Origin of the sequence: Microbacterium resistens NBRC 103078 (assembly GCF_001552355.1) — a bacterium.
Taxonomy (GTDB): Bacteria; Actinomycetota; Actinomycetes; order Actinomycetales; family Microbacteriaceae; genus Microbacterium; species Microbacterium resistens.
Map to the genome: position 1 here is coordinate 1 of NZ_BCRA01000067.1, position 10,813 is coordinate 10,813.

The window sequence follows — 10,813 nt, forward strand, 5'->3', positions numbered from 1 at the left end:
CGGGCGCCGCGGGGGTGCCCTCGCCCGACAGGTCGGTGATCACCGGCACGATGACCGGGTTCCGGTCGAACGGGTACCCGGGATACACGGCGTCGATGGTGGCCGCGTCCGTCGTCTGGGCGAGGATCGCCCTGGTCGTCTCGTCCTCGATGTTGGTCCGCAGGTCCCAGGCCATCGCCTTCAGCCAGGCCACCGAGTCGGCGGGCTCCCACGGCTCGGGCGTGTAGTCCGGGTTGGTCATGCCGATCACGGCATATTCCAGGGACGCCTCGGCGCCGGTGTTCTCGGCGAGGTATGCGTTGACCCCTTCGGCGTACGCCTCGTAGTAGCTCCGCGTGGTCTCGTCCATCGCGTCGACCTCCTGCTGGGCGATCTCGTGCCAGCCGAGGGTGCGGAGGAACTTGTCGGTCTCCACCTGCGATGCGCCGAACAGCTCCGCGACGCGGCCGCTGGTGACGTGGCGGCGGAAGTCCATCTCGAAGAAGCGGTCCTGAGCGTGCACGAAGCCCTGCGCGAAGAAGAGGTCGTGCGTGCTGTCAGCCGACACCGTCGGGATCCCGCGGTCGTCCCGCTGCACCGTGACCGGGGCCTCGAGCCCGGACAGCGCGAGCTCGCCGGTGGTCTGCGGGAAGGAGCGCTGGATCGTCCAGACGACGAAGAAGGCCGCCGCCGTCGCGAGGACCACGATGCCGGCGAGCACGCCGAACGCCACCCGCCCGACGATCCGGCCGACCCGGCGCCTCGGGCGGGGCTCGGCGGCGGAGGGGGGAAGAGTCGTCGACATCGCGCGTCCTTCGTTCCGGCTGACACGCAGTCCCACGATTCGGGTGCGTGGGTCTCTGCGAGGAGATGCCCTCGCATCCTAGCGCGCGGCCCCCGCGCCGCCCGGGAGCGGACGCCGTGGGGCCTCACATGAGGCGGGTGGACTCCAGGGCCCGCAGCAGCTTCTGGTTGAACCCGATGAGAGGAAGGCGCAGCACCAGGCCGAGCAGCAGCGCGGGCACCGCGAACAGCGCGAGGGAGCCGAGCGAGACCCAGTAGTCGTTCTCGTAGATCCCCGCGATCGCCGAGCGCATCGCGTTCACCGCGTGGGTGGCGGGGAGGAACGGGCTGACGCCCTGGAACCACTCCGGCAGCACCTGCAGCGGGTAGGCGCCGCCAGAGCTGGAGATCTGGATGACCAGGAGCAGCACGGCGAGGGCCTTGCCGGCGTTTCCGAACGTGACGACGAAGGTGTAGACGATCAGCGTGAACACCAGGGACATGACCCATCCGGCCAGGATCAGCAGGAACGGGTGCGCCGGCTGGACCTGGGTGAACAGCACGCTGCCGAGGCACACGAGCGAGCTCTGCAGGAACCCGACGAGGGCGAAGACGCCGAAGCGCCCGAGGTACGTCTGCGCCGGGGAGAGTGCGGGGAGGTCGGTCCCCGCGCCCTGGGGCGGGTCCACGCGGATCGACACGGAGATGAGCAGGGCCCCGACCCAGAGCGCGAGCACGGTGTAGAGGGGCGTCATCGCCGCGCCGAAGCTGACGACCGAGAAGACGGGGACCCGTTCCAGGGCCACGGGCTGGGCGAGGTGGGTCGCGAGCGCCTTCGGGTCCGCGCCGATCACGTCGGTGAGCTCGGTGAGGTCGCCCGTGTCGATGGCCTTGCCCAGCGCGGCGGAGAGCGCGTCGAAACGGCCCGCGGTCTCGGAGAGGGACGCGGAGATCCCCGTGGTCAGCGTCTCGGCGTTGGTCAGAGCGGTGCTCAGGGAGTCGGATCCGGAGAGGGAGTCGGCCACGGAGGAGAGGTCGGCGCCGATCGCGTCGATGTTCCCGCCGATGACGGACAGCGTGTCGGCCAGCGCGTCGAGCTTCGGCTGCAGGCTTCCCGTGTAGGCGTCGCGGGCGTCGTCGACGGCGGCCTTGGCCTCGGCGACCAGTCCGCTGATCTCGGCGTGAGCGGCCTGGCTCTCGGCGTTGCTGTCCGTGACCCGCGTCGCGGCCTCCTCCAGCCGGTCGTGCAGGGCCTGCTCCCGGGCGATGGCGGCGTCGATCCGGGAGACCACCTGGTCGAGCGGCCCTCGCGCCGCCTCGGGGAGGAGCGGGCGGACGTTCTGGACGAGGTCGTCGCGCAGCGTCCGGTGCTGGTCGATCTGGGTCTGGACGCGCGCGGCCGCGGCGCGCAGGGCGTCGGCGGTGGTGGCGGACTGCGCGTCCATCGCGGCGTAGACCTGGTCGATGCTGTCCGCGACGGCCTGATAGCTCTCGGAGGTGCCGGCGAGGGCGTCGCCGAGCGCGGCCGTGGTCGTGGCGAGCACGTCCTTCAGCTCCTGCGCGGCCGCCTTGCCCGCTCCCAGGGCGCCGGTCGCGTCGCGGAGCGCGGCTCCGGAGCCCTCGACGAGCTGCCCCGCGCTGTCGACGAGGGGGCGGCTGGAGGCGATCAGCGAGGTGAACATGTCGGCGGTGGCCGCCCCCGCGCGCAGCTGCGCCGACACCTCGCCGACGTGGGCCTGGAGCCGGGAGAGCACGGCCTGGGTGTCCGCGTCGTCGAGGAAGGACGACAGCGACGTGATGATGTTCAGCGCCGCCTCGCCCAGGGTCTCGGTGAACACCTCGTTGATGCTGGTGGAGACCTCGCCCGCGCCCTGCTCGGTGATCTTCGGGGCGAGGGCGTTCTTCTTCTCGTTCGTGTAGTACTCGATCCGGGTGCGCTCGGACCCGTCGGCGTAGAAGGTCATCATGTCGGCGCTGAAGGTCGGCGGGAGCACGATCGCGGCGTAGTACTCGCCGGACTCGGTGCCGTCGATCGCGTCCTCCTCGGAGGTGATCACCCAGTCGAGGTCCTTGTTCGCGCGCAGCGCCGACACCACCTGCTCGCCGACGTTGATGCGCAGCGGGATGAGATCGCTCTGGAAGCCGTCGTCCGTGTTGGCGACGGCGACGGTGAGGTTCCTGGTGTTGCCGAAGGGGTTCCAGCTCGCGATGACGTTGAACCAGGTGAACAGCGAGGGAATGACGACCAGGCCGAAGAGCACGATCACCGTCATGACGCTGCCGGTGGCGCGGCGCAGGTCGTGCCGGAACAGGCGGAGGATGTTCCTCATCTCGTCTCCTCCCCGTCCCCGTGGTCCGGGACCGCGTTCTCAGGCGCCTCGATCTCCTCGGTCTCCTGCTCTGCCGTGTCCGCGGGGGCGGCGATCGGCGTCGTCGCGGGCGGATCGGGATCGGGTGAGGGCACGGACTTCGCGTCCGTACCGGTCTCCGCGTCGTCGTCGGCCGGGGCCTCCGCGTCCGTGTCCGCGCCGTCGGCGAACAGCGCGTCGAGGACGGCCGTCCCCTCCGCGGGCTCCTCTTCCGCCTCCGCGGACTCGTCACGGGCCGAGGCCCGGTGCTCCCCGGCGGGCACGTCGAGCGCGGCGGCGGTCCCCCCGGCGGCCGTCGCCCCCACGGGCAGCAGCAGCGTGTCCCGAGCGCTCTCGGCGACCAGCGCGTCCCGCAGCTCGGCCTCGGGCATCTCGCCGATCTCGGCCGCCTGCTGGATGCTCTGCCTGACGTACTCCAGCGTCACGAGGAAGGCGATGAGGATCAGGCACCACAGGGCCCACAGGCCGAGCATCAGGGCCTTCGCGTCCGGGACCAGCCAGGCGATGACGCCGAGCACCGCCATGACCCCGGCGCCGACGATCAGGGTCAGGCGCAGCAGCGTCGGGTACCGGTCGGTGAACCGTCGTGCCCGGACCGCGACCTCCGCGCGGTAGCCGTCGCCGTCGGTGAGGGCGCGGATGATCTCGGGCGTGCGGCGCCGGCCCGTGATCTGCACGTCCTCGCTCACGAGCAGCTGGCTCTCGGCGAGGCGCCGGTTGAACAGCAGCGCGAAGTTCCCGAGGCGCCGGCGGAGGAACAGCCCGAGCACGAAGGCGAGCACGACGAAGACGGCCAGGGCCCCGAGGAACCGCCAGTAGTGTCCGCCGTAGAAGCCGCTGATCGTCTCCCTCAGCGCGTCGATCCCGTACGTGAAGGGGAGGAACGGATAGAGCCCGCGGAAGAAGTCCGGCATCATCTCGATCGGGTACAGGCCGGATGCGCCGGGGATCTGGAAGATCACCAGCAGGATGCACAGCCCCTTGCCGACGTAGCCGAAGCACACCGACAGGGCGTAGATGATGCTGAGGTAGGCCAGTCCGATGAGCACGCCCGTGCCGACGAACGCGAACGCGTTCGCCGTCTGGACCCCGATGACGAGGTTGCCGACGCACACGAGCACGGCCTGGAACACCGCGATCGAGGCGAGCAGCATCCAGCGGCCGAGATACGCCTGACGAACCGAGACCCCCTCCACGCCCTCGGTGTCGACCTCCAAGCGCATGATGACCATCAGGACGAACGCGCCGATCCACAGCGACAGGTTCGTGAACAGCGCGGCCATGGCGGAGCCGTAGGCCGCCGTGGGGAAGACGACGTTCTCATGGACCTCGACGGGGGACGCCATGAAGCGCGAGATCTGGTCCGCGTCGAGGCCGGTGAGGGTGCCGAGCCGGTTCCACACGTCCGCCGCGCTGAGAGCCAGGACGTCGGCGCGCACCCCGCCGAGCCCGGACTGCGCCGTGGCGAGGTTCCCGTCCAGTGAGGCGAGCGCGACCGTGGTGGCGGCGAGCTGCCCCTTGAGGTTTCCCAGCAGGCTCTGCGCCTGGACGATCTGGGTGCGCTGGGCGCCGAGGGCGGAGGAGAACGCGTCCGCGCTGGCCGAGAGCGCCGACATCGCGTGGTTGAGGGCGGGGACGCTCTGCCGCAGCGCGTCGCGGATCGCGCCGGCCGAGGTCGCGGCCGTGCCGACGGCCGCGTCGACCGCATCCGCCGCCGACTGCACCGACGCGATGGTCGTCGACACGTCGGCGTTGAGCTGCGTGAGCTGGTCGAGCAGCGCGCGGTCGCCGGCGTTGCGCTCCTGCAGCGCGTCGATCGCCGCGGTGAGCCGCTTCGCCGCGTCGGAGCCGGGGTCGGTCTCCTCGAGGATCTCCTGGAGCTCCGCCAGGGCCTTCGCGTTGGCGTCCACGACCGCGGTGAGGTCGTCGATCGCGGTGCCCACCGCGACGTTCGCCTGCTGCAGGCCCGCGGCGAGCTTCGCGATCGAGGCGTTCATCTTGGCGGAGGCCTCGGCGAGCAGGGTCGCGCCCGAGACGTACGCGGAGGTCACCCGGTCGGTGACGGTGAACAGCTCCTGCTGGGCCTCCGCCGCGATGGACTGCGCCTGCGTCACGGCGTCCTGCACCTCGCCGAGGGTGGCGTCGATGTCGCCGAGGGTCGCGGCCGCGTCGTCCAGCCGGCCCTGCGCGTCCGTCAGGCCGCTCGACAGCTCGGTGATCCGCTGGCGCGCGGTGCCGACCTTTCCGGCGGCGTCGTCGAGCGCGGTGACGGTCGTGTCGCGCGCGTCGCCCAGGCGGTGCTCGGCGTCCTCGCCCGCGTTCTTCAGCTGGGTGGTCACGGCCTCCGCGACCACGGACACGAAGGTGCCGTTGATCTGCGTGTCGAGGGTCGAGGCGCCGACATCGGTGATCTTGGGCGCGATCGCGTTCGCCTTCTCGTTCACGAAGTACTGCAGCTCCGGACGCGTGAAGTCGCCGGTCGTGATGCTCACGAAGTCGCGGCTGAAGTCCGCGGGGATGACGATCGCCGCGTAGCTGCGTCCGCTGCGGACCGCGTCCATCGCCTCGTCCTCGTCGACGAACTCCCAGCCGAGCTGGTCGTTCTCCTTCAGCTGGGCGACGAGCTCGCCGCCGACGTCGATGTCCCCGGTGAGCTCGGACGTGGCTCCCTCGTCCTCGTTCACGATGGCGACGCTCACGTGCTGCGTGTTCGAGTACGGATCCCAGAACGCGACGATGTTGAACCAGGCGTACAGCGACGGCGTCACGATGACGCCGAGGATGATGATCCAGGCCTTGCTCTGCCGGGCGAGCCGGCCCGCGTCGCGGCGGAAGACGCTCCACGCGTTCGGGGTGCGTATGGTCATGCGGCGTCCGTCGGGGCTGCGGGTGCGGCGGTCAGTTCCGGGTGGGCGGCGAGGAGGGCCTCGGCCTCCCGCCACGACAGCCCGGCGATGCTCAGGACGGCCCGCACCGCGATATCGGCCGCGGCGGTCGAGGACGGGTCGGTGCGGGTCACGACGGTCCTCGCCGTCTCCTCGATGAGCCGGGCCAGCGTCGGCGCGGCGATGTCGGTGCGCAGCTGCGCGGCGTCCTGCCCGCGGCGCACGATCCCGGCCACCACGCGACGCAGCGGCGCGAGGGCCGCGGCGGTCTCCTCGACGTGGGCCTCGTCGAGGGCGATCGCGGCGGCGACCTGCACGTGCGCCGCCTCGTGCCAGAGCTCCGTGGTCAGCCGTGCGAGGGCCACCCGGGAGTCGTCGTCGTGGACCTCCTCCGCGATGGCGTTGAAGCGCTGGGCGCCCTGCCGGATGAGCTCGCTGACGAGGGCTCCGCGGTCGTCGAAGTGCCCGTACAGCGCGCGGCGGCTGAGGCCCGCGGCGCGGGCGATCTGGTCGACGGAGGCGTGCGGGTCCACCGCGAGGGCACGGGTGGCGGCGGCGAGGATGCCCGCTCGGTTCTCCGCCGCGTCGCGGCGCAGGCGCCGAGGGGCAGGGGTGTCGGTCACGCCCCCATGCTAAGTAACCTGCACGATAGTGTGCAAGTTTCTTCAGGCAACTCGAAGGAACGGTTCCGTGCGGGCATGCTCGCCCGCCAGGGCTCAGTCGGTGCCGGTGTCGAAGGCCGCGCCCTCGGACGCGGCGTCCACCGCGTCGGCGAGATCGGCGTCCGCGGCGCTGACCGACCCCTCCACGGCGCCCGCGATCTCCGTCGACTCCCCCGCGGTGACGCGCCCGACGAGCTCGCCCGTGGCGCCGCCGACCAGGCCCATTCCCGCGTACTGCTCCAGGCGGGCGCGCGAGTCGGCGATGTCGAGGTTGCGCATGGTGAGCTGGCCGATGCGGTCCACCGGGCCGAACGCCGCGTCGCCGACCCGCTCCATCGAGAGCTTCTCCGGTCCGTAGGAGAGGTTCGGGGAGGCGGTGTCGAGGATCGTCCAGTCGTCGCCGCGGCGCAGGCGCAGCGTGACCGTGCCGGAGATGGTGGATCCGACCCAGCGCTGGATCGACTCGCGCAGCATGAGCGACTGCGGCTCCAGCCAGCGGCCCTCGTACATGAGGCGGCCCAGTCGCCGCCCCTGCTCGTGATAGGTGGCGAGGGTGTCCTCGTTCAGGATGCCGTTGACCAGGCGCTCGTAGGCGATGAACAGCAGCGCCATGCCCGGGGCCTCGTAGATGCCGCGGGACTTGGCCTCGATGATCCGGTTCTCGATCTGGTCGCTCATGCCCAGGCCGTGCCGGCCGCCGATCGCGTTCGCCTCGCGCACGAGCGCCACCGGGTCGCTGTGCTCGACGCCGTTGATGGCCACGGGGCGGCCGCCCTCGAACGTCACGGTGACGTCCTCGGCCGCGATCGTGACCGACTCGTCCCAGTACTTCACGCCCATGATCGGGTCGACGGTCTCCAGGGACACGTCGAGGTGCTCCAGGGTCTTCGCCTCGTGCGTCGCGCCCCAGATGTTCGCGTCCGTCGAGTAGGCCTTCTCCGCCGAGTCCCGGTAGGGGAACCCGTGGGCGACGAGCCAGTCGCTCATCTCCTGCCGCCCGCCGAGCTCGGTGACGAAGTCCGCGTCCAGCCACGGCTTGTAGATCCGCAGGCGCGGGTTCGCGAGGAGGCCGTAGCGGTAGAACCGCTCGATGTCGTTGCCCTTGTAGGTGGAGCCGTCGCCCCAGATGTCGACGCCGTCCTCCTTCATCGCGCGCACGAGGAGGGTGCCGGTGACGGCGCGCCCGAGCGGCGTGGTGTTGAAGTACGTCTTCCCGCCGGAGCGGATGTGGAACGCCCCGCACGACAGGGCGACGAAGCCCTCCTCGACGAGGGCGGTCTTGGCGTCGATGAGGCGCGCGGCCTCGGCGCCGTACTCCAGCGCACGCCCCGGGATCGAGGCGATGTCGTCCTCGTCGTACTGCCCGAGGTCCCCGGTGTAGGTGAAGGGCACCGCGCCCCTGTCGCGCATCCAGGCGACCGCGACGGAGGTGTCGAGTCCTCCGGAGAAGGCGATGCCGACGCGCTCGCCGACGGGAAGGGACTGGAGGACCTTGGACATGCCTCCCAGTCTATCGGCGGCGTGTCGGCGGTCTTGCGACCGGAGGAGTGCGCTCGGCAGGGGGGGGGGAATCCGCTGCCTTCCTCCGCAGGAAGAGCACATGTCCGCGTGTGGTGCGCTGCGTCTTCCCCGGGGGCGTCGGGACGGGGCGACGGGTTCGGGTGACGCAGGCTGCCTGATCAGATCAGGCGGACGTCGACGCCCAGCGCTGCATATGTGGAAAGAGCGCGGCGGTCGCAGGAGAGGAGGGGGATCCCCGCAGCCTTCGCCGCCAGGCCGACGAGCCCGTCGTACACGGATCCGCCGGCGATCCCGGCGCGGACGAGCGTGGCGACCGCGTCCAGGGCGACGGCCTCGGGCAGGGCCGCCGAGGCGGGGAAGGCGCGCTCGATCGCGGTCTGTGCGGCGGCATGGCTCAGGCGCGCCGGGCCGGGGAGCCGGGTCAGGACGGAGTAGGTCTCGAACAGGGCGTGACCGGCCAAGCCGAGAACGTCACCGCGGCAGGCGCGCTTGACGTCCGAATGATGGGGGTGATCCCGGCTCAGCAGCGCGACGGCAGTGCTCGTGTCGACGAGGGCGTCAGCGCTGATCGGCAAGCCGCATCTCCCGGATCATCTCGGTGGTGAGCGGCACGCCGGTCTCGCGGATCACCAGACGTCCGTCGTCGTCCTCCACCAGATCGTCGTGCGTCTCGATCTCGATCCGGATCCCGTTCCCGTCGATGACCATGTCCACCGGACCCGGCACCATTCCCAGCCGTTCACGGATCTGCGCGGGGATCACGATGCGCCCTGCCTTGTCCATGGTCGTCTTCATGCCATAAGGATACCACTGCGATGGCGGGCGAGTGGGCGGGCTCAGCCGTCCGACCCGCGGCGGCGGGAGACGGCGATGACGCCCGCGCCGAGGAGCAGGATGGCCGCCGCGATGCCGACGATGTAGCCGGCCACGCCGAGGTACCCGCCCGGCACGAGGTGCGGATCCAGGAACGGGTACGGATACCACCATGGGTTTCCGGTGGCGGGGGCGACGACGAGGTTCGCGCGCAGCAGGGTGTACACGGCCCAGACGATCGGGAAGGCGGCGATCGCGGCGAGGGTCGACCACGGCAGGCGCCGCCGGCCCGGCGCGAACAGCACGTCGAGCAGGAGGACCGCCGGGCCCACGACGTGCAGCACCTCGTTGACCCACGGCTGGGTGACGCCCACCGAGACGCTGCGCAGCAGCACGTTGTAGACGATGCCGGTCGTGATCATGTACGTGGCGACGCAGGCGAGCAGGACGCCCAGCCAGGCCGGCTCGGTGCGGCCGTCGCGGCCGCGTCCCCACAGCCATGCGGCGCCGAGCGCGAAGGCGACCACGGCGGAGACGTTGGACAGGATCGTGAAGTAGCTGAAGAAGTTCGCGATCACGGTGGGGAGGTGCCCGCCGTGCGGCGTCGGGGAGGCGAGCGTGTTCGCGATCGTCGTGGACAGCTGCGTCACGATCGCGGCGGTGAGGAGGGCGGCGGTGGCCCCGCGCACCAGGGCCCAGACGGTGGAGGGCGTCGTCGTCCTCGCGTCGGTCCGTGTGCCGGGGGAGGCGGGGGAGGTCACGGGACCCACTTTAGGGGCGGCCGATATTCTCCCGAACGGATTTGTGACGAATTCCGTCTCCGCCCCGTCATAGGTGTGTCGCCGGTTCACGGCGAGGGGCACCGAACGGTGCGGAGGAGAACAGGAGATCGTCATGGCAGAAGTGAATGTGGCCGCGTCGCCCAAGTCTCAGGGACCGGCGAACGCCGCGCAGCCGGCGGGCAAGACCGTCATCGAGCAGGGCGTCGTCGCGAAGATCGTCGGCATCGCCGCCCGCGAGGTGGACGGCGTGCACGCGCTCGGCGGCGGGGCCGCCCGCGTCGTGGGCGCCATCCGCGACGCGCTCAACTCCACGGACCTGGCTCAGGGCGTCAGCGTCGAGGTGGGGGAGAAGCAGGTCGCCGCGGACGTCACGATCGTCGCGGACTACCCCGTGTCGCTCCAGAAGATCGCCGACGGGGTCCGCGCCGCGGTCTCCCGCGCGATCGTCGAGCTCGTGGGCCTGGAGGTCGCCGAGGTCAACGTCACTATCAACGACGTGCACATCCCCTCGGACGACGACGACCAGGCCGAGGAGGCGCGAGTCCAGTGACTCCCACCATGACCGGAGCGGTGGTCGCCGGCGTCCTCGCGCTCTCGTGGATCGCGTTCGGATTCTGGGCCGCCGTCCTGGTCGCGGCCGCGCTGCTGCTGGGCGCGGGGATCGGACGCATGGTCGAGGGCCGGCTGGACCCGCGGGCGCTGATGGACGTGTTCCGCGGGCGGCGGTCGTCGTCATGACCGTCCCCGCCGCGCCCGGCGTCGCGACGGAGGTGCCGGGGCGGGTGACCGTCAGCGCGCAGGCGCTGCGGCACCTCGCCACCGCCCTCGTCGGCGACGCGGCGCACGCGGAGGCGCGGGACATCGGCCTGCGGCTCTCGGACGCCGCCGGGGCGCTCGCCGTAGCGGTGGAGGTCCCGCTCGTGCTGTCGCCGCAGGGCGGCACCACGTTCGACGCCAGGGCGCAGGACGTGCGCCGCGGCGTCATGGAGGGGCTGCGCGAGCTCGCGGATCGGCGGGTC

General features: G+C 71.5%; 11 protein-coding genes. 3 read left to right on the forward strand and 8 right to left on the reverse strand.

Annotated features, from left to right (window positions below; all coding sequences use genetic code 11):
* The 8 genes from MR1_RS11805 to MR1_RS11840 all read right to left on the reverse strand — a co-directional run.
* Nucleotides 1–784 (reverse strand): penicillin acylase family protein (locus MR1_RS11805; protein WP_174522537.1); only part of this gene is annotated, 784 nt, incomplete at its 3' end.
* Nucleotides 785–908: 124 nt separating this feature from the next.
* Nucleotides 909–3,092: a YhgE/Pip domain-containing protein gene (locus MR1_RS11810; RefSeq protein WP_067246799.1), complete on the reverse strand. Its 2,184-nt coding sequence runs from the start codon at nucleotides 3,090–3,092 to the stop codon at nucleotides 909–911.
* Complete coding sequence (locus MR1_RS11815) at nucleotides 3,089–5,998, reverse strand: YhgE/Pip domain-containing protein (protein WP_067246803.1); 2,910 nt, start codon at nucleotides 5,996–5,998, stop codon at nucleotides 3,089–3,091. Before MR1_RS11815 ends, MR1_RS11810 begins: the two co-directional genes overlap by 4 nt.
* Nucleotides 5,995–6,639: a TetR/AcrR family transcriptional regulator gene (locus tag MR1_RS11820; protein WP_067246806.1), complete on the reverse strand. Its 645-nt coding sequence runs from the start codon at nucleotides 6,637–6,639 to the stop codon at nucleotides 5,995–5,997. The genes MR1_RS11815 and MR1_RS11820 overlap by 4 nt, the downstream gene beginning before the upstream one ends.
* Nucleotides 6,640–6,732: 93 nt before the next feature.
* On the reverse strand, nucleotides 6,733–8,178 hold the full coding sequence (argG, locus tag MR1_RS11825; protein WP_067246808.1) for an argininosuccinate synthase: 1,446 nt from the start codon (nucleotides 8,176–8,178) through the stop codon (nucleotides 6,733–6,735).
* A gap of 179 nt (nucleotides 8,179–8,357) precedes the next feature.
* Nucleotides 8,358–8,774 carry a type II toxin-antitoxin system VapC family toxin gene (locus tag MR1_RS11830; RefSeq protein ID WP_067246810.1) on the reverse strand — a complete coding sequence of 139 codons (417 nt, stop codon included), beginning with the start codon at nucleotides 8,772–8,774 and terminating at the stop codon, nucleotides 8,358–8,360.
* The gene (locus MR1_RS11835) at nucleotides 8,758–8,994 is read right to left on the reverse strand and encodes an AbrB/MazE/SpoVT family DNA-binding domain-containing protein (protein WP_233460125.1); all 237 of its coding nucleotides are present in this window, start codon (nucleotides 8,992–8,994) and stop codon (nucleotides 8,758–8,760) included. The genes MR1_RS11830 and MR1_RS11835 overlap by 17 nt, the downstream gene beginning before the upstream one ends.
* A 41-nt stretch (nucleotides 8,995–9,035) precedes the next feature.
* Nucleotides 9,036–9,773: a Pr6Pr family membrane protein gene (locus tag MR1_RS11840; RefSeq protein ID WP_255218144.1), complete on the reverse strand. Its 738-nt coding sequence runs from the start codon at nucleotides 9,771–9,773 to the stop codon at nucleotides 9,036–9,038.
* Between the two features lie 133 nt (nucleotides 9,774–9,906).
* Here MR1_RS11840 and MR1_RS11845 point away from each other — a divergent pair, with 133 nt between their 5' ends.
* The 3 genes from MR1_RS11845 to MR1_RS11855 form a co-directional block, all read left to right on the forward strand.
* Nucleotides 9,907–10,344, forward strand: coding sequence for an Asp23/Gls24 family envelope stress response protein (locus MR1_RS11845; protein WP_084344568.1), 438 nt, complete (start codon nucleotides 9,907–9,909; stop codon nucleotides 10,342–10,344).
* An 8-nt stretch (nucleotides 10,345–10,352) separates the two neighbouring features.
* Entirely contained in the window at nucleotides 10,353–10,532 is a 180-nt protein-coding gene (locus tag MR1_RS11850) for a hypothetical protein (RefSeq protein WP_231819420.1), read from the forward strand.
* The coding region (locus MR1_RS11855) for a hypothetical protein (protein ID WP_157518114.1) at nucleotides 10,529–10,813 on the forward strand (285 nt) is incomplete at its 3' end. The genes MR1_RS11850 and MR1_RS11855, both read left to right, overlap by 4 nt.

Bases quoted from the DNA above. Each gene is read 5' to 3' on its own strand.
- MR1_RS11850 (WP_231819420.1), top strand. From the start codon at position 10,353: ATGACCGGAGCGGTGGTCGCCGGCGTCCTCGCGCTCTCGTGGATCGCG.
- MR1_RS11810 (WP_067246799.1), bottom strand. From the start codon at position 3,092: ATGAGGAACATCCTCCGCCTGTTCCGGCACGACCTGCGCCGCGCCACC.
- MR1_RS11815 (WP_067246803.1), bottom strand. From the start codon at position 5,998: ATGACCATACGCACCCCGAACGCGTGGAGCGTCTTCCGCCGCGACGCG.
- argG (WP_067246808.1), bottom strand. From the start codon at position 8,178: ATGTCCAAGGTCCTCCAGTCCCTTCCCGTCGGCGAGCGCGTCGGCATC.
- MR1_RS11835 (WP_233460125.1), bottom strand. From the start codon at position 8,994: ATGAAGACGACCATGGACAAGGCAGGGCGCATCGTGATCCCCGCGCAG.
- MR1_RS11845 (WP_084344568.1), top strand. From the start codon at position 9,907: ATGGCAGAAGTGAATGTGGCCGCGTCGCCCAAGTCTCAGGGACCGGCG.